The sequence below is a fragment of the Streptomyces sp. NPDC027189 genome, from assembly GCF_055566975.1.
The window spans coordinates 10,743-28,370 of the sequence record NZ_JBVHRI010000049.1; the positions used below are offsets into that span (position 1 = coordinate 10,743).

14 protein-coding genes are annotated in these 17,628 nt (G+C 71.3%); 11 read left to right on the forward strand and 3 right to left on the reverse strand.

Translation table 11 applies throughout. The features are described from left to right. Positions 1-153: 153 nt before the first annotated feature. The 8 genes from ACZ4RZ_RS48160 (at position 154) to ACZ4RZ_RS48195 (ending at position 8,410) form a co-directional block, all read left to right on the forward strand. Complete coding sequence (locus ACZ4RZ_RS48160) at positions 154-2,880, forward strand: DNA translocase FtsK (RefSeq protein WP_467753970.1); 2,727 nt, start codon at positions 154-156, stop codon at positions 2,878-2,880. A gap of 264 nt (positions 2,881-3,144) precedes the next feature. After that, positions 3,145-3,999, forward strand: a complete 855-nt coding sequence (locus ACZ4RZ_RS48165) for a helix-turn-helix domain-containing protein (RefSeq protein WP_467753971.1) — start codon at positions 3,145-3,147, stop codon at positions 3,997-3,999. 91 nt (positions 4,000-4,090) lie between these two features. After that, positions 4,091-5,566 (forward strand): 30S ribosomal protein S12 methylthiotransferase RimO, encoded by a 1,476-nt coding sequence (rimO, locus tag ACZ4RZ_RS48170; protein WP_467753973.1) that lies wholly within the window; start codon positions 4,091-4,093, stop codon positions 5,564-5,566. Then, a complete protein-coding gene (gene pgsA / locus ACZ4RZ_RS48175; protein ID WP_467753974.1) occupies positions 5,563-6,285 on the forward strand; it encodes a CDP-diacylglycerol--glycerol-3-phosphate 3-phosphatidyltransferase in 723 nt (240 codons plus the stop codon). Before rimO ends, pgsA begins: the two co-directional genes overlap by 4 nt. After that, a complete protein-coding gene (locus ACZ4RZ_RS48180) occupies positions 6,282-6,827 on the forward strand; it encodes a CinA family protein (RefSeq protein WP_467753975.1) in 546 nt (181 codons plus the stop codon). The genes pgsA and ACZ4RZ_RS48180 overlap by 4 nt, the downstream gene beginning before the upstream one ends. 109 nt (positions 6,828-6,936) lie before the next feature. Then, positions 6,937-7,314 (forward strand): helix-turn-helix domain-containing protein, encoded by a 378-nt coding sequence (locus ACZ4RZ_RS48185; protein WP_028802355.1) that lies wholly within the window; start codon positions 6,937-6,939, stop codon positions 7,312-7,314. Positions 7,315-7,572: 258 nt separating this feature from the next. Next, positions 7,573-8,043, forward strand: a complete 471-nt coding sequence (locus ACZ4RZ_RS48190; RefSeq protein ID WP_467753977.1) for a Dps family protein — start codon at positions 7,573-7,575, stop codon at positions 8,041-8,043. A 97-nt stretch (positions 8,044-8,140) separates the two neighbouring features. Next, positions 8,141-8,410, forward strand: a complete 270-nt coding sequence (locus ACZ4RZ_RS48195) for a hypothetical protein (RefSeq protein ID WP_467753978.1) — start codon at positions 8,141-8,143, stop codon at positions 8,408-8,410. A gap of 168 nt (positions 8,411-8,578) precedes the next feature. Here the strand turns inward: ACZ4RZ_RS48195 and ACZ4RZ_RS48200 are convergent, their stop codons facing one another. From ACZ4RZ_RS48200 to ACZ4RZ_RS48210, 3 genes are read right to left on the reverse strand one after another with little or no spacing between them, the layout of a single operon-like run. Next, positions 8,579-9,340, reverse strand: a complete 762-nt coding sequence (locus ACZ4RZ_RS48200; RefSeq protein ID WP_467753979.1) for an SDR family NAD(P)-dependent oxidoreductase — start codon at positions 9,338-9,340, stop codon at positions 8,579-8,581. Between the two features lie 32 nt (positions 9,341-9,372). Then, positions 9,373-10,212 carry an Fpg/Nei family DNA glycosylase gene (locus tag ACZ4RZ_RS48205; protein WP_467753980.1) on the reverse strand — a complete coding sequence of 280 codons (840 nt, stop codon included), beginning with the start codon at positions 10,210-10,212 and terminating at the stop codon, positions 9,373-9,375. Between the two features lie 56 nt (positions 10,213-10,268). Then, on the reverse strand, positions 10,269-15,278 hold the full coding sequence (locus tag ACZ4RZ_RS48210) for an ATP-dependent helicase (protein ID WP_467753982.1): 5,010 nt from the start codon (positions 15,276-15,278) through the stop codon (positions 10,269-10,271). A 284-nt stretch (positions 15,279-15,562) separates the two neighbouring features. Between ACZ4RZ_RS48210 and ACZ4RZ_RS48215 the strand changes: the two genes are divergently transcribed. From ACZ4RZ_RS48215 to ACZ4RZ_RS48225, 3 genes are read left to right on the forward strand one after another with little or no spacing between them, the layout of a single operon-like run. Then, positions 15,563-16,537 carry an AraC family transcriptional regulator gene (locus ACZ4RZ_RS48215; protein WP_467753983.1) on the forward strand — a complete coding sequence of 325 codons (975 nt, stop codon included), beginning with the start codon at positions 15,563-15,565 and terminating at the stop codon, positions 16,535-16,537. Beyond that, positions 16,426-17,280 carry an AzlC family ABC transporter permease gene (locus ACZ4RZ_RS48220; protein WP_467753984.1) on the forward strand — a complete coding sequence of 285 codons (855 nt, stop codon included), beginning with the start codon at positions 16,426-16,428 and terminating at the stop codon, positions 17,278-17,280. Before ACZ4RZ_RS48215 ends, ACZ4RZ_RS48220 begins: the two co-directional genes overlap by 112 nt. Next, a complete protein-coding gene (locus tag ACZ4RZ_RS48225) occupies positions 17,277-17,585 on the forward strand; it encodes an AzlD domain-containing protein (protein ID WP_189188173.1) in 309 nt (102 codons plus the stop codon). Before ACZ4RZ_RS48220 ends, ACZ4RZ_RS48225 begins: the two co-directional genes overlap by 4 nt. The last annotated feature ends 43 nt before the right edge of the window (positions 17,586-17,628 follow it).

Consider the following 17,628-nt stretch of genomic DNA (forward strand, 5'->3'; position numbering starts at 1 on the left):
AGAACTGGGCGCCGCAGTGGCGGAACTGAGTGCCATCGAGCTCTGCGTCCCGTATGAGCTGACGTCAGTTTCCATCCTCGGCAAGGGCGACACGAACGGGTGAAGCACTGGGCACACGTGTCCGCTGTCGTCTCCACCGGTAACCTCACACACATGGCCTCACGTCAGTCCGCAGCCAAGAAGCCGCCCGCGAAGAAGGCGGCCGCTCCGACGAAGGCTCCGGCGAAGAAGGCCCCCGCGAAAAAGGCAGTCGCCAAGAAGGCGCCCGCCAAGAAGGCCGCGGCGAAGAAGGCCGCTCCCGCGCCGGCGCCCAACCCGACCTCGGGCGTGTACAAACTTGTACGCGCCGTGTGGCTGGGCATCGCGCACGCCGTCGGAGCGATGTTCCGTGGCATAGGGCGGGGCGCGAAGGGACTCGACCCGGCGCACCGCAAGGACGGTCTCGCGCTCCTGCTGCTCGGCCTCGCGCTGATCGTCGCGGCGGGTACGTGGTCCAATCTGCGGGGCCCGGTGGGTGACCTGGTCGAGATGCTGGTGACCGGCGCCTTCGGCCGCCTCGACCTGCTCGTCCCGATACTGCTCGGCGTCATCGCGGTCCGGCTCATCCGGCACCCCGAGAAGCCCGAGGCCAACGGCCGCATCGTGATCGGCCTGTCCGCGCTCGTGATCGGCGTGCTCGGCCAGGTCCACATCGCTTGCGGGGCGCCCGCGCGCAGCGACGGCATGCAGGCGATAAGGGACGCCGGGGGACTCATCGGCTGGGGCGCGTCCACCCCGCTGACGTACGCGATGGGCGACGTCCTGGCCGTACCGCTTCTCGTACTGCTCACGATCTTCGGGCTGCTGGTCGTCACGGCGACCCCGGTCAACGCGATTCCGCAGCGGCTGCGGCTCCTGGGGCAGAAGCTGGGCATCGTCCATGCCGATGTCGACGAGGACGAGTTCAGCGAGGACGACGAGCGTTATGACGAGCAGTGGCGCGACGGGCTCCCCGCGCGCTCCCGGAGGCGCTCGCGCGCCCCTGAGGCGTACGACCCCGACGGTGCCGAGCAGGAGGCGCTCACCAAGCGCCGGAGCCGCCCCAGGCGGCCCGCGGTGCAGCAACCCGACATGCATCGGCAGATGGACGCGGTGGACGTCGCCGCGGCCGCCGCTGCCGCGCTCGACGGTGCTGTCCTGCACGGCATGCCGCCCTCGCCGCTGGTCGCCGATCTGACACAGGGCGTCTCCGTGGAGCGCGACGGGTACGAGGAGACGACGCCGGTACCGGCCGCGCGCTCCAAGAGCGCCAAGCCCAAGCAGGAGGCCCTGCCGGTCGAGACCGCTGTGCCCGACCTCACCAAGGCCGCGCCCGACGAGCCGCGCGAGCTCCCCCCGCGCGCCGAGCAGCTCCAGCTCTCCGGCGACATCACCTACTCCCTGCCGTCGCTCGACCTGCTGGAGCGCGGCGGCCCCGGCAAGACGCGCAGCGCCGCCAACGACGCTGTGGTCGCCTCGCTCCAGAACGTCTTCATGGAGTTCAAGGTCGATGCCGCCGTCACCGGCTTCACACGCGGTCCGACGGTCACGCGCTACGAGGTCGAGCTCGGCCCCGCCGTGAAGGTCGAGCGGATCACGGCGCTCACCAAGAACATCGCGTACGCCGTCGCCAGCCCCGACGTGCGGATCATCAGCCCGATCCCCGGCAAGTCGGCGGTCGGCATCGAGATCCCGAACACCGACCGCGAGATGGTCAACCTCGGCGACGTGCTGCGGCTCGCGGACGCCGCCGAGGACGACCACCCGATGCTGGTCGCGCTCGGGAAGGACGTCGAGGGCGGCTATGTGATGGCCAACCTCGCGAAGATGCCGCACGTACTCGTCGCCGGAGCCACTGGTTCCGGTAAATCGTCGTGCATCAACTGCCTGATTACGTCCGTCATGGTCCGCGCGACCCCCGAGGACGTCCGCATGGTCCTCGTCGACCCCAAGCGTGTCGAGCTGACCGCCTACGAGGGCATCCCGCACCTGATCACGCCGATCATCACCAACCCGAAGCGGGCTGCCGAGGCGCTGCAGTGGGTCGTACGGGAGATGGATCTCCGTTACGACGACCTGGCGGCGTTCGGGTACCGGCACATCGACGACTTCAACGAGGCCATCAGGAACGGCAAGGTGAAGCTGCCCGAGGGCAGTGAGCGTGAGCTTTCGCCGTACCCGTACCTGCTGGTGATCGTCGACGAGCTGGCGGACCTGATGATGGTCGCGCCGCGCGACGTCGAGGACGCGATCGTGCGCATCACGCAGCTCGCGCGCGCGGCCGGCATCCATCTGGTTCTTGCCACGCAGCGGCCCTCCGTCGACGTCGTCACCGGTCTGATCAAGGCGAACGTGCCCTCCAGGCTCGCGTTCGCCACCTCCTCCCTCGCCGACAGCCGGGTCATCCTCGACCAGCCGGGCGCCGAGAAGCTGATCGGCAAGGGCGACGGGCTCTTCCTCCCGATGGGGGCCAACAAGCCCACCCGTATGCAGGGCGCCTTCGTCACCGAGGACGAGGTCGCGGCGATCGTCCAGCACTGCAAGGACCAGATGGCGCCGGTCTTCCGGGACGACGTCACCGTGGGCACCAAGCAGAAGAAGGAGATCGACGAGGACATCGGTGACGACCTCGATCTGCTGTGCGCCGCCGCCGAGCTGGTCGTCACCTCCCAGTTCGGGTCCACCTCGATGCTCCAGCGCAAGCTGCGCGTCGGATTCGCCAAGGCCGGACGGCTGATGGACCTCATGGAGTCCCGCGGCATCGTCGGCCCCAGCGAGGGCTCCAAGGCACGTGACGTTCTTGTGAAGGCCGACGAACTGGATGGAGTGCTCGCCGTGATTCGTGGGGAAGCTGAAGCGTAAGGAAAACGGGACAGGTCGGTCACGCCACGGGTGGGTCGAGGGCAATATGTAATCGAACGTGACTCACCCGTAAGTGATCGGCGGGCAACCGTTTCCCTCCGTCGTACGTCAAGTTGAGCGAGGGGACACGTACATGTCCCAGCATCAGAATGACCGGCCATTCTGATGGCGTACAAAGTGCTACCGCCCGGTTGCCCCACCCTTTCGTACCCCCCCTAGACTGAACCTCCAGCACAGGTGGCTACACGCTCGAAAGGCGCCCCCGTGTCCATCGGCAACTCCCCTGACGGCAACTCCCCTGAAGACGAGCGTCCGTTCGAAGACGACCGCGCGGCCGAGCAGCTTTCGATCGGCTGTGCCCTGCGGCAGGCACGCATCGAGGCTGGGCTGACCCTCGACGACGTCAGCAACGCCACCCGGGTCCGCATCGCCATCGTCCACGCGATCGAGCAGGACGACTTCGCCCCCTGCGGCGGCGACGTCTACGCGCGCGGTCACATCCGGACCCTGGCACGCGCCGTGCGCCTCGATCCGGCCCCGCTGCTCGCCCACTACGACGCCGAGCACGGCGGGCGCCCCGCACCGACGCCGGCCGCCCCGCTCTTCGAGGCGGAACGGATCCGTCCGGAGCGGCGCGGGCCGAACTGGACCGCCGCCATGGTCGCCGCGATCGTCGCGGTGATCGGCTTCGTCGGGTTCACCGTGGTCAAGGGCAGCGACAGCGGGGACAACACGAAGACGCAGGTCGCCGAGGGGTCCACGCCGACCACCAGCAAGCCCGTGACCAAGCCGACCGAGACCAAGCCCGCCGACCCGAAGCCGGACCCGTCCGACAGCGCCATCGCGGCCGCCCCGCAGGACAAGGTGACCGTGCAGGTCAGCGCCGCGGACGGACGCAGCTGGATCTCCGCCAAGGACCACAACGGCCGCATGCTCTTCGACGGGCTGCTGAAGCAGGGCGAGTCCAAGACCTTCCAGGACAGCTCGAAGATCAACCTCATCCTCGGTGACGCCGGCGCCATCCAGCTGTACGTGAACGGCAAGAAGATCGAGGACGATTTCCAGCCCGGCGCGGTCGAGCGCCTCACGTATACAAAGGGCGACCCCCAGGTCGGATAACGGTCCCAAGGGGTATGCCGGTACGGGGTTGGCCAAGATCGGCCAACCCCGTCGACGTGGGCTGTCAGTGAGACAAAGTAGTCTTGAGCCCATGCCTGAACGCCGTACCGTCGCACTCGTCACCCTTGGCTGCGCCCGTAACGAGGTGGACTCGGAGGAGCTCGCAGGCCGCTTGGAGGCGGACGGCTGGCAACTCGTGGAGGACGCCGAGGAAGCGGACGTCGCCGTCGTCAACACCTGTGGCTTCGTCGAGGCCGCCAAGAAGGACTCCGTCGACGCCCTGCTCGAAGCCAATGACCTCAAGGGACATGGCAGAACCCAGGCCGTCGTGGCGGTGGGCTGCATGGCCGAGCGGTACGGCAAGGAGCTCGCCGAGGCGCTGCCCGAGGCCGACGGCGTGCTCGGCTTCGACGACTACGCCGACATCTCCGACCGCCTCCAGACCATTCTGAACGGCGGCATCCACGCCTCCCACACCCCGCGCGACCGGCGCAAGCTGCTGCCGATCAGCCCGGCCGAGCGGCAGAGCGCCGGCGAGGAAGTGGCCCTTCCCGGCCACGGCGCCCCCTCGGACCTCCCCGAGGGCGTGGCCCCGGTGTCCGGCCCCCGCGCGCCCCTGCGGCGCCGCCTCGACGGCTCGCCCGTGGCCTCGGTGAAGCTCGCCTCGGGCTGTGACCGGCGCTGCTCCTTCTGCGCCATCCCGTCCTTCCGCGGCTCGTTCATCTCGCGCCGCCCCAGTGACGTACTGAACGAGACCCGCTGGCTCGCCGAGCAGGGCGTCAAGGAGATCATGCTGGTCTCCGAGAACAACACCTCGTACGGCAAGGACCTGGGCGACATCCGCCTCCTGGAGACCCTGCTGCCCGAGCTCGCCGAGATCGACGGCGTCGAGCGCGTGCGGGTCAGCTATCTGCAGCCGGCCGAGATGCGCCCCGGACTCATCGACGTCCTGACCTCGACGCCGAACATCGCGCCGTACTTCGACCTGTCCTTCCAGCACTCCGCGCCCGACGTGCTGCGCTCCATGCGGCGCTTCGGCGACACCGATCGCTTCCTGGAGCTGCTCGACACCATCCGTGCCAAGGCCCCGCAGGCCGGCGTCCGGTCCAACTTCATCGTGGGCTTCCCCGGCGAGTCCGAGGCCGATCTCGCGGAGCTGGAGCGCTTCCTCACAGGTGCGCGCCTCGACGCGATCGGCGTCTTCGGGTACTCCGACGAGGAGGGCACCGAGGCGGCGACCTACGAGAACAAGCTCGACGAGGACATCGTCGCCGAGCGCCTCGCACGCGTGTCCAGGCTCGCCGAGGAGCTGGTCGCGCAGCGCGCCGAGGAGCGCGTCGGCGAGACGGTGCACGTGCTCGTCGAGTCGATCGACGACGAGGAGGGCGCGGTCGGCCGCGCCGCCCACCAGGCGCCCGAGACGGACGGCCAGGTGCTGTTCACGAGCGGCGACGGGCTGACCGTCGGCCGTATCGTCGAGGCCAAGGTGGTCGGTACGGAAGGTGTCGACCTGGTGGCAGAGCCGCTCCTGGGCTCGCTCCCGTGTACTGAGGAGGCGGCCAGATGACCGGAGTCCCGGCATCCGCGGCGGGCGGCTCCCCCAGCGCGAAAGGTGCGGCGGGCGCTCCCGGTGCATCCGGTGCTCCGGGGGGCGCGAAGCCGGCGCGGGGCGGGAAGCTGGGCGCTGCGGCCGTCAACCAGGCCAGCCTCTGGAACATCGCCAACATCCTGACCATGATCCGGCTCGTCCTCGTGCCGGGCTTCGTGGCGCTGATGCTGGCCGACGGCGGGTACGACCCCGCGATGCGCGCATGGGCCTGGGCGGCCTTCGCCGTCGCCATGATCACCGACATCTTCGACGGCCATCTGGCGCGCACGTACAACCTGGTCACCGACTTCGGGAAGATCGCCGACCCCATCGCCGACAAGGCGATCATGGGAGCGGCCCTGATCTGTCTGTCGTACCTCGGAGATCTGCCCTGGTGGGTGACGGGCGTGATCCTCGGGCGGGAGCTCGGGATCACGCTGCTTCGCTTCCTGGTGATCCGTTACGGGGTCATCCCGGCGAGCCGCGGCGGCAAGATGAAGACGCTGGCCCAGGGCACGGCGGTCGGGATGTACGTGCTGGCACTGACGGGTTGGCTGGCCACTCTGAGGTTCTGGGTGATGGCCGTGGCGGTCGTCCTGACCGTGGTCACCGGGCTCGACTATGTGAGACAGGCCATTGTGCTGCGCAGGCAGGGAATCGCGGAGCGCAAGGCGGCGGCCGAGGAGGCGGAGCGGTGAGCTCCGTGGCCACTGAAGTGGTGCGACTACTCACGGTGAGGGGCGAGACGCTCGCTGTCGCCGAGTCGCTCACCGGTGGTCTGGTGGCCGCGGAGATCACCGCGGTTCCGGGTGCCTCCAAGGTCTTCCGGGGCTCCGTGACCGCTTACGCCACTGAGCTCAAGCATGAGCTGCTCGGCGTCGACGCCACTCTGCTGGCCGAGCGCGGCGCGGTGGATCCGCAGGTCGCGGCCCAGATGGCGGTCGGTGTGCGCAAGGCTCTCGGCGCGGACTGGGGGATCGCGACCACGGGCGTCGCCGGTCCCGAGCCCCAGGACGGACAGCCCGTGGGGACGGTCTTCGTAGCCGTCGACGGGCCGACGCAATCATCTTTTAATGCCGCCGGTGGCGGGAAAGTGATACCGCTGAGGTTGAACGGCGACCGGGCGGAAATCCGTAGGGAGAGTGTACGGAGCGTACTCGCGCTGCTCCTGAAGGGGCTTGCGGGCGAACAGACCGGGAATGAGCGGGCACAGGATACGGAACAGAACGGGGGGTTTTGATGTTTGCAGCCCTGAGTGAACACGACATCGCTCCCCGCACGGCCGCGGCGCGAGGCGGTACGGTGGGGCGTGAAGGATGCGGCTACGCGGTCCGAGGAGGGAGCCACCGATGATTCTGCTCCGTCGCCTGCTGGGTGACGTGCTGCGTCGGCAGCGCCAGCGCCAGGGCCGTACTCTGCGCGAAGTCTCCTCGTCCGCCCGAGTTTCACTCGGCTATCTCTCCGAGGTGGAGCGGGGGCAGAAGGAGGCATCCTCCGAGCTGCTCTCCGCGATCTGCGACGCGCTGGACGTACGGATGTCCGAGCTCATGCGGGAAGTGAGCGACGAGCTCGCCCTCGCCGAGCTGGCACAGTCGGCTGCGGCCACCGAACCGGTGCCCGCACCGGTGCGTCGCCCGATGCTCAATTCCGTATCGGTGACCGGTGTGCCACCGGAACGGGTCACGATCAAGGCGCCTACCGAGGCGGTCGACGTCGTCGCCGCCTGACGCTCACGGGCTCGCGCTCATGAGCTGAGAATGCGTATGCGAAGCCCCGGTCGGGGCTTCTCCGGGAAAACCGGAGAGGCGCGGCCGGGGCTTCGCGTTGCACGGGTGTCCTGTATGGGTCCGTTTGCCGGTATCCGGTGTGGCGGCCATGGTGGAGGGCAGGGCGGGGGCCGGCCGACGCGTTGCCGGTTGTTCCGTCATTGACTCGTACGTCGCGATCATCGTCATGGTCGCGATCGTCATCATCGGAGGATACGGATGTACGTCGTGAAGAGCCCCTTGTCCGACGTGGACCTGAAGACCGTGGCCGACGCGTTGCAGGGGGCGCTGGTCGACCTGTTGGACCTCTCCCTCGTGGCGAAGCAGGTCCACTGGAACGTGGTGGGACCGCGCTTCCGCTCCATCCATCTCCAACTCGACGAGGTCGTGGACAGTGCGCGGCTGCATTCCGACACCGTGGCGGAGCGTGCCTCGACTCTGGGTGTCTCGCCGGACGGCCGGGCCGCGACCGTGGCCACCAAGAGCGGCATCGGCGCGACGCCCGAGGGCTGGATCAAGGACACCGACGCCGTGAAGACGCTCGTGGACGCCCTGGGTGCGGTGATCGCGCGGATGCGGGAGCGGGTGGCGACGACCGCGGCCCCGGATCCGGTGAGCCAGGACATCTTCATCGGGATCACGGCCGACCTCGAGAAGCACCACTGGATGTTCCAGGCGGAGAACGGGTGACCGCCCTCGGGTGCTGCCCGGGATGCGCCTGTGTGCCGCTGGTGCGCCCTGCCGGGGTGTGAGGTCGCGGTCTAGCGTCGGGCTGGAGGTGGGCACCATGGCAGGGCGGATAGTGCGCTGGGGGGCCGCACTTGGGTTCGGCGCGCTGTGGTGGTGGGGTGTGCTCCGGCTCGCGCTGGTGCCTGATGCCGGGGTGCTGGAGGGGGCGGTCGCGGCCGGGGGATGGGGGCTGAGCCTGCTGCCGGTGCACTGCGTGCCGAAGGCCCGGGCGGTGGGGGTCACCGGGTCGGGTCGGTGGCGCGTGTCCTGGCAGGAGTCCCGGCGGCGGCGGGCGGAGCGCAGGGGGCGTGCGCGGGGCGCGGAGTAGGGGGTGGGGGCGCATGGCCGGCCGTGGCGGAAGAGAGGGCGGTCAGAATTGGACGGCCCCCGGGGGTACTGCGCGCAGGTGTGCCGGGGGCTCGGGGGAGCGCAGCGGCAGCGCCCGGGCATACGGGGCGCATGGGTGGGATCGGTGGCGCGTGGGTGAGGGGCAGGGCTACCAAGGCATCGCCACGCCTCCATTGGGGCGGAGGATCTGGCCAGTGGTGAACGTCGAGGCGTCCGAGGCCAGGTGGAGCACGGCGTGGGCGATGTCCTCGGGTTCACCGACCCGGCCGAGCGGTGACAGCCGCGCCATGAAGGCCTCTGTGTGCGCCTGCGCCTCCCCGTGGCGGTTGGTCATCGGCGTACGGATCCAGCCGGGCGCGACCGCGTTGACGCGGATGCCGTGCGGGCCGACCTCGGTCGCCAGGGTCTTCGTCAGCTGCACGACGGCCGCCTTCGCCGCGCTGTAGCAGAACAGGCCGGGGCCGCCGGTGTCTATGGCACCCGACGCCATCGTGATGATGCTGCCGCGGACACTGTTCGCGATCATGAGCCGGGCGGCTTCCTGGCAGGCGTACAGCACCCCCTTGAAGTTGACGCTCAGCACCCGGTCGAGGTCCTCGTCGCGGGTCTCCAGGACCGGGCTGCTGTGCATGATCCCGGCGACCGCCGCCATGACGTCGAGGCGTTCGCAGGAGGCGACGGCCTGTCGGAGCTGGTCGCGGTCGGTGACGTCCAGTGGGTGGGTGTGGGCGGCGCCGCCCCGGTCCTTGATCAGGGTCGCCGTCTCGTGCAGGCCCTGCGCGTCACGGTCCGCGCAGTGGACGGTGGCGCCCGCCTCCGCGAGCAGAACGGCGGATGCGCGGCCGATGCCGCTGGCGGCGCCGGTGACGAATGCGGTGCGTCCGGTGAGGTCGTACGCCTTGAGGGGCATGCAGGGACGGTACGAGGGTTTCTGACGGGTCGTCAATTGGGCGTACGCCGGGGACTTGTACGGGGTCGGGCGGCACCCGGCGGCGTGGGCCCCCCTTGGCACGTCGGGCACCAGTAGGTGGGGCGCTCGCGGGAACCGTCACCCTGGTCCGCCGAACGGATCGGGGTGCGGCAGCGCAGGCAGGGGCGCGGTGTGCGGCCGTAGACGAAGAGGTTCTGGTCGCGGCGGCCCGTGGTGCTGCGCGCTGGGCGGTCGCGGTTGACTTCGAGGAGCTTCTTGGCGAGGGCGGGCAGTTGGGCGGCGCGGTCGGCGGGCAGCTCGCCGATGGGGAGCCAGGGGGTGACGCCGAGCAGGAAGCAGAGTTCGCTCTTGTAGACGTTGCCGATGCCGGCGAGATTGCGCTGGTCGAGCAGGGCCTCGCCGAGCGGGCGGGCCGGGTCGCGCAGGAGGTTCTCCAGCGCCCGGTCCGGGTCCCAGTCCGGGCCCAGGAGATCGGGGCCGAGATGGCCGACCGCACGCTGCTCGTCGGTGGTGCGGAGCAGCTCCAGCACGGGCAGCCGGTAGCCGACGGCCGTACGGTCCACAGTGCCGAGGATGGCCCGGATCTGGTGCGTGGGGCCGCCGCTCCAGCGCTGGCCGTTCGCGTACACCTTCCAGGAGCCGTCCATCCGCAGATGCGAATGCAGGGTCACTCCGCCCTCGAAGCGCGTGAGCAGGTGCTTGCCGCGTGGTGTGACGTCCAGGACTGCGCGTCCGGTCAGGTCGGCGGTGGCGTACTTGGGCACCCGCAGGTCGGAGCGGGTCAGCACCTTGCCCGCGAGGGCGAGGTGCAGCCGCCTCGCGACCTGCCAGACGGTGTCTCCTTCGGGCATGGGTTCAAGGGTGGCACGGGTTGTGCGGCAGGGGTCATGGTGCACCGCCCCGGGGCTTACGCGCGAAGGCGCAGTCCGCGAGGCGTCGCGATGAAGCCCGCCGTCTCCAGGAGGGTGCCCAAGGGGGATGTCAGCGCGGAGGCGCCGTTGACGCGCTCCACCGTGACCGTGCCGAGGGAGCCCGCGCGGGCCGCCCCGGCGAGGGCCTCGGCGGCAGCGCGCAGGCGTATGTCCTCCGTGACCGACCCGTCCGGGTCGGAGGGCCAGGCCAGCAGGGTCTTGCCGCCGCGCTCCATGTACAGGGTCAGCTCGCCGTCGACCAGCACGACCAGGGAGCCCGCCTTGCGGCCCGGCTTGTGCCCGGCCTCCGTCGGGGGGTCGGGCCACGGCAGGGCCGCGCCGTAGGCGTTGGCGGGGTCGGCCGCCGCGAGGACCACCGCTTGGGTGGTCGCCCGCCTGCGGGCGCGGTTGTTCGAGAAGGCCGGGCTGCCCGGGAAGGCCGGGCCCGGGGGCTCGGCCGAGAACGCGGAGTCCGCCGCGAACGTGTCGTCGGCCGTGAAGGCGTGGTCGTCGGCGAAACCGGTGCCGCTCGCGAAGCCGTCGTCGTCGGGGAAGGCGGGGCGGTCGGGGAAGCCGTGGGCGTTGCCGAAGGCGGGGCGGTCGGGGAAGCCGTGGGCGTTGCCGAAGCCGGATCCGTCGGGGAAGCCGTGGGCGTGCCCTGGGCCCTGGTTGCCTGGGCGGCCGTTCGTACGGCCGCCGTCGGCCGGGAAACCCCGCGCGCCCGGGAATCCGTTCGTGAGGTCCGGATCGGACAGGGCCTCGCCCCGGTCCCGCGCGTTCGCCGCGGCGCGCAGGCGGTCCACCGCGCCGTCCATCGCGAACTGGGCGGCTCCGAGGCCTTCGACCACATAGCCGCGGCGCGCCTGGCCGCTGTCCTCGAAGGCGGACAGGATGCGGTACACCGCCGAGAAGCCGCCCTCGACGCCCTCCGCGGCGACAGCGCCCCGGGTCACCACGCCGTGCCGGTCGAGCAGGGTGCGGGCCAGGGCATGGGCGCGCACGGTGGGGTCGGGCTCGCGCTCGGGCAGTAGCGACCAGCGGCCTGCCACGGTTGGCGGGCCCGTACGGGACTGGGGGCGTGCGGCGCCGGTCAGGGAGCCGTAGCGCCCGCGTGGGACCGAACGCTTGGCGCGGTGCGCCGTGGAACCGGCCGTACGGCCCGAGCCCAGGAGGGAGCGCATCGGGGCGAGTGTGTCGTTCGTGAGGCGTCCGGACCAGGCCAGGTCCCAGACGGCGTCGGCCAGTTGGGGATCGGTGGCGTCGGGATGCGTGGTGGCGCGCACCTGGTCGGCGATCTGGCGGAAGAAGAGGCCGTAGCCCCCGGAGAGGGCGTCCAGGATCGACTGGTGGAGCGCGGTCAGCTCCAGAGGGTGCGGAGCCGGCAGGAGCAGCGGGGCCGCGTCCGCCAGATACAGCGAGACCCAGCCGTCCTTGCCGGGCAGCGCTCCTGCACCGGCCCAGACGACTTCCCCGGCGGCCGTGAGCTCGTCGAGCATGGCCGGGGCGTAACCGGCGACCCGGGACGGCAGAACGAGCTTCTCCAGCGCGGACGCGGGCACGGACGCGCCCTGCAACTGCTCGATGGCGCGCACCAGTCCGTCGATACCGCGCAGCCCGTGCCCGCTGCCCACGTGCTGCCACTGCGGCAGGAACTGCGCGAGCGCGGCGGGCGGCACCGGCTCCAGCTCATGGCGCAGGGCCGCGAGCGAACGGCGCCGCAGTCGGCGCAGCACCGCCGCGTCGCACCACTCCTGGCCGATGCCCGCCGGATGGAACTCTCCTTGTACGACACGGCCGTTCGCGGCGAGTCGCTGCAGCGCTCCGTCGGTGACCGCCGTACCGAGACCGAAGCGGGCGGCTGCCGTCGTGGAGGTGAACGGGCCGTGGGTGCGCGCGTACCGTGCGAGAAGGTCGCCGAGCGGGTCCTTGACCGGCTCGGTGAAGGCCTCGGGGACACCGACGGGGAGCGCCGTACCGAGTGCGTCGCGCAGTCGGCCGGCGTCCTCGATCGCCGCCCAGTGGTCGGCCCCGGCGATGCGGACCCGGATGGCGCGGCGCGCGGCGGCCAGCTCCTGGGCCCAGTGCGGCTCGGCGCCCCGCTCGGCCAGCTCTGCGTCCGTGAGCGGGCCAAGCAGGCGCAGCAGGTCGGCGACACCTTCGGTGTCCTTGACGCGACGGTCCTCCGTGAGCCACTGGAGCTCCCGCTCCAGCTCGGCCAGGACATCGGCGTCGAGGAGCTCGCGCAACTCGGCCTGGCCGAGGAGCTCGGCCAGCAGCCGCGAGTCGAGCGACAGGGCGGCGGCGCGGCGCTCGGCGAGCGGTGAGTCGCCCTCGTACAGGAACTGGGCGACATATCCGAAGAGGAGCGAGCGGGCGAAGGGGGAAGGCTCCGGTGTGGTGACCTCGACGAGGCGCACCTTGCGGGATTCGATGTCGCCCATCAGCTCCGTGAGGCCAGGGACGTCGAAGACGTCCTGGAGGCATTCGCGGACCGCCTCCAGGACGATCGGGAACGAGCCGAACTCGCTGGCCACCTGGAGCAGTTGGGCGGCGCGCTGCCGCTGCTGCCACAGTGGAGTGCGCTTGCCGGGGTTGCGGCGCGGCAGCAGCAGCGCGCGGGCGGCGCACTCACGGAAACGGGAGGCGAACAGCGCCGAGCCGCCCACCTGGTCGGTGACGATCTGGTCGACCTCGCCCTTGTCGAAGGCGACGTCCGCCGCGCCGACCGGCGCCTGGTCCGCGTCGTACTCCGTGCCCGCCTTCATGGGGGTCTGGTCGAGCAGATCCAGGCCCATCAGGTCGGCGTCGGGCAGGCGCAGCACGATGCCGTCGTCGGCGTGCATGACCTGGGCGTCCATGCCGTACCGCTCGGAGAGCTTGGCGCCCAGTGCCAGGGCCCAGGGGGCGTGGACCTGGGCGCCGAAGGGGGAGTGCACGACGACTCGCCAGTCGCCCAGCTCGTCGCGGAAGCGTTCGACGACGATGGTCCGGTCGTCCGGGATGTGCCCGCACGCCTCGCGCTGTTCGGCGAGATACGACAGCACGTTGTCGGCGGCCCAGGCGTCCAGGCCCGCGGCGAGCAGTCGGAGCCGGGCGTCCTCCTTCGGGAGGGAGCCGACCTCGCGGAGGAACGCGCCGACCGCGCGCCCCAGTTCGAGCGGGCGGCCGAGCTGGTCGCCCTTCCAGAAGGGCAGCCGGCCGGGGACGCCGGGTGCGGGGGAGACGAGGACGCGGTCGCGGGTGATGTCCTCGATGCGCCAGGAGCTGGTGCCCAGCGTGAAGACGTCGCCGACGCGGGACTCGTAGACCATCTCCTCGTCGAGCTCGCCGACCCGGCCGCCGCCCTTTTTGGGGTCGGCCCCCGCCAGGAAGACCCCGAATAGTCCGCGGTCGGGGATGGTGCCCCCGGAGGTGACGGCGAGGCGCTGAGCACCAGGGCGCCCGGTGACCGTACCGGCGACGCGGTCCCACACCACGCGGGGCCTGAGCTCCGCGAAGGCGTCGGACGGATAGCGGCCCGCGAGCATGTCGAGCACGGCGGTGAACGCCGACTCCGGGAGCGACGCGAAGGGGGCCGCCCGGCGGACCATGGCGAGCAGGTCGTCGACCTGCCAGGTGTCGAGTGCGGTCATGGCGACGAGCTGCTGGGCCAGCACGTCCAGGGGATTGGCGGGGACCCGGAGGGACTCGATGGAGCCGGTGCGCATCCGCTCGGTGACCACGGCCGCCTGGACCAGGTCGCCGCGGTACTTGGGGAACACGACACCCGTGGAGACCGCGCCCACCTGGTGCCCCGCGCGCCCCACGCGCTGGAGCCCGGAGGCCACGGACGGCGGTGACTCCACCTGGACGACGAGGTCCACCGCGCCCATGTCGATGCCCAGTTCGAGACTGGAGGTGGCGACCACCGCGGGCAGCCGGCCCGCCTTCAGGTCCTCCTCGACCAGTGCCCGCTGCTCCTTGGAGACGGAGCCGTGGTGGGCGCGGGCGATGACGGGCGGAGCCCCCTGGGCCGCGCCCGAGCCGCCCATCAACTGGGCCGGGGCGTGGGCCTCTTCGAGGGCCTCGCCGGTCGCCCGCTCGTACGCGATCTCGTTGAGCCGGTTGCAGAGGCGCTCCGCCAGACGGCGCGAGTTGGCGAACACGATCGTCGAACGGTGGGACTGGACGAGGTCGGTGATCCGCTCCTCGACATGAGGCCAGATGGAGGGCTTCTCGGCACCCTCATTGCCATCGGCGACCGGGGAGCCACCCAACTCGCCCAAGTCCTCCACCGGGACGACGACGGAGAGGTCGAACTCCTTGCCGGACGGCGGCTGGACGATCTCCACCTTGCGCCGGGGGGACAGATAGCGCGCGACCTCGTCGACCGGACGGACAGTCGCGGAGAGGCCGATGCGGCGGGCGGGCTTGGGCAGCAGCTCGTCGAGTCGCTCCAGGGTGAGCGCGAGATGGGCGCCGCGCTTGGTGCCCGCTACCGCGTGCACCTCGTCCAGGATCACCGTCTCGATGCCCGTCAGCGCGTCGCGCGTGGCCGACGTCAGCATCAGGAACAGTGACTCGGGAGTCGTGATCAGAATGTCCGGCGGGCGCGTGGCCAGCGCTCGGCGCTCGGCGGCCGGGGTGTCGCCGGAGCGGATGCCCACCTTCACTTCCGGCTCGGGCATGCCGAGCCGCACGGCCTCCTGTCGGATGCCGGTCAGCGGGCTGCGCAGATTCCGCTCGACGTCCACCGCGAGAGCCTTCAGTGGTGATACGTAGAGCACCCGGCAGCGCTTCTTGGGGTCTGCCGGCGGCGGGGTCGAGGCCAGCTGGTCGAGCGCGGCGAGGAACGCGGCCAGGGTCTTGCCGGAACCCGTCGGGGCGACGACCAGGACGTCCGAGCCCGCACCGATGGCCGCCCATGCCCCGGCCTGGGCCGCGGTGGGCGCAGAGAAGGCCCCCGTGAACCAGCCGCGGGCCGCGGGGGAGAAGCCGTCGAGGGCTCGATGTGCGGAGCTGACCATGCGTCCATCCTGCACCCAGCCACTGACAATGGCCCTGACCTGCGCAAATGTCGTTGCGGTGGGGGCCGGGCGGCCGATTCGACGGGGGGTGGGATGCGGAGTGCCTGATGCGGGGTGCCTCGGGGAGGAGACCGTGGAGGCAGCCTTGGCCCGGCCGCGGAGGTTCGCACTGGCCGGTGGCCGGTGGCCGGTGGCCGTGAACGGGTGGCTGGTGGCAGCGAGGCCGTGAGCGGGGTCGGCCGCCGACCGTGAGGTGCCTGCGGCCGCAGGCGCAAAATGGGGACATGGCGGCTTCGGCGGAGCGGGCTCGACACTGGCAGTACGCGGAACTGCCCGGTGTCGATCTGTTGCGGGCCAGCTACGTCGAGAAGATCTTCGTGCGGCACACCCACGAGCACTTCGTCATCGCTGCCATCGCCGACGGTGTCGAGGTCTTCCACCACGGCGGTGCCGATCAGTACGCGGGCCCCGGCGCCCTGGCACTCGTCAACCCGGACACTCCGCACACCGGTCGCGCCGGGGTCCCCGAAGGCTGGCGGTACGGGGCCGTGTACCCGTCGCCGGAGCTGGTGGCCGAGATCGCCGCCGAGACGACCACGATCCGCGGCACCCCCGGATTCGCCAGTCCGGTGCTCGAGGACCCGTACGCGGCGGGCTTGGTCCACCAGGTACTGCGGGCCGCGGAGGAGGGCAACGCGCTCGCCGCCGACACCCTGCTGCGCGTGGCGGTGACCCGGCTGCTGCGCCTGAACGGAGGCCCGCTGCCGCAGCGGGCCGTGCGCACCGCGGGAGCTCGCATCGCGGCACGCGCGCGTGCCGTGCTGGAGGAGCGGATGGCCGAGCCCCCGACTCTGGAGCGGCTCGCCGCCGACCTCGGCACCAGCTCGTTCGCACTGCTGCGCGCGTTCCGGGACGCCTACGGAATGCCGCCCCACACCTGGCTGACCGACGCCCGCGTACGCCGGGCACGCCGCCTCCTGGACGCCGGCGCCGTGCCTGCCGAGGCGGCCGTCGCCGTCGGGTTCACCGACCAGCCGCACCTCAATCGGCACTTCACCCGGATCGTGGGCGTGCCCCCGGGCGCCTACCAGCGCGAGCGCAAGAACGTACAAGACGGTGAAGGGGGACTACTCGTACCGTCCAGGGCGTGGCAGAACAGACAGCTCTCACAGACATATGCGGTGGAGACGGCGGACGCGATGAAGGCGGCGGATGCGGTGGAGACGCCGGACACGGTGCGGCCGGCGGACGCCAAGTAGACGCCGGACGCCGAGGAGACGCCGGACGCCGAGGAGACGTCGGAAAACCCGACGCCGCCGTTGTCCGCGACGCCCTAGGGGTCGGGGTTGCCGTCGGGCTGTCCGGTTTCGCCTTCGGGGTAACCTCGGCCGGCAGCGGGCTCACGCTGCTGCAGACCTGCGCGCTCAGCCTCCTGGTGTTCACCGGTGCCTCGCAGTTCGCGCTCGTGGGCGCGCTCGCGGCGGGGGGCAACCCGCTCACGGCGGCCGCGGGCGCCTTCTTCCTCGGGGTGCGCAACGCCTTCTACGGGCTGCGCCTGTCGCAATTGCTCGCCCTCCCGCGCGCGGTGCGTCCGTTCGCCGCGCAGTGGGTCATCGACGAGACCACGGCGGTCGCGCTCGCTCAGCCCACCCGACGCAGTGTCCGCATCGGCTTCACCGTCACCGGGCTCTCCCTGTACGTGCTGTGGAACCTCACCACCCTGCTCGGCGCCATCGGAGCCGAGGCCATCGGTGACACCGACGCGTGGGGGCTGGACGCCGCCGGGCCCGCCGTCTTCCTGGCGCTGCTCGCGCCCATGCTGAAGACCACCACAGAGCGCGCGGCCGCGGGTATCGCGGTCCTTGTGGGGCTCGCACTGCTGCCCGTGCTGCCCGCCGGAGTTCCCGTACTGGTGGCCGCTCTGGCGGCTCCCGCCGTCCTCTACGTAGAGGGGCGCCGCAGTGTGAAGACCGCCAACGATGCACCTAGGGAAGACCGTTGAACATCTGGATCGCCATCGGCGCGACCGCCGTGGGTTGCTACGCCGTCAAACTCATCGGGCTGCTGGTCCCCGCCGGCGTGCTGGAGCGGCCGCTCGTCCAGCGCCTCGCCGCCCTGCTGCCGGTCGCCCTCCTCGCCGCCCTCACGGCTCAGCAGACCTTCGCAGACGGGCGCGTCCTGGTCGTGGACGCGAAGGCGGCGGGCCTGGCCGCGGCAGCCGTCGCACTGATCCTGCGGGCTCCGTTCCTGCTCGTCGTCGCCGCGGCGGTGGTGGTGACCGCGGGGGTGCGGGCGATGACCGGCTGACGTCGGAGCACACAGTCGGTCAGTGCGCGCGGTCCGTACGCGC

Bases quoted from the DNA above. Each gene is read 5' to 3' on its own strand.
- ACZ4RZ_RS48195 (WP_467753978.1), top strand. From the start codon at position 8,141: ATGGCAGGGCGGATAGTGCGCTGGGGGGCCGCACTTGGGTTCGGCGCG.
- ACZ4RZ_RS48210 (WP_467753982.1), bottom strand. From the start codon at position 15,278: ATGGTCAGCTCCGCACATCGAGCCCTCGACGGCTTCTCCCCCGCGGCC.
- ACZ4RZ_RS48160 (WP_467753970.1), top strand. From the start codon at position 154: ATGGCCTCACGTCAGTCCGCAGCCAAGAAGCCGCCCGCGAAGAAGGCG.
- ACZ4RZ_RS48200 (WP_467753979.1), bottom strand. From the start codon at position 9,340: ATGCCCCTCAAGGCGTACGACCTCACCGGACGCACCGCATTCGTCACC.
- ACZ4RZ_RS48190 (WP_467753977.1), top strand. From the start codon at position 7,573: ATGTACGTCGTGAAGAGCCCCTTGTCCGACGTGGACCTGAAGACCGTG.
- pgsA (WP_467753974.1), top strand. From the start codon at position 5,563: ATGACCGGAGTCCCGGCATCCGCGGCGGGCGGCTCCCCCAGCGCGAAA.
- ACZ4RZ_RS48215 (WP_467753983.1), top strand. From the start codon at position 15,563: ATGGCGGCTTCGGCGGAGCGGGCTCGACACTGGCAGTACGCGGAACTG.
- ACZ4RZ_RS48205 (WP_467753980.1), bottom strand. From the start codon at position 10,212: ATGCCCGAAGGAGACACCGTCTGGCAGGTCGCGAGGCGGCTGCACCTC.
- ACZ4RZ_RS48185 (WP_028802355.1), top strand. From the start codon at position 6,937: ATGATTCTGCTCCGTCGCCTGCTGGGTGACGTGCTGCGTCGGCAGCGC.
- rimO (WP_467753973.1), top strand. From the start codon at position 4,091: ATGCCTGAACGCCGTACCGTCGCACTCGTCACCCTTGGCTGCGCCCGT.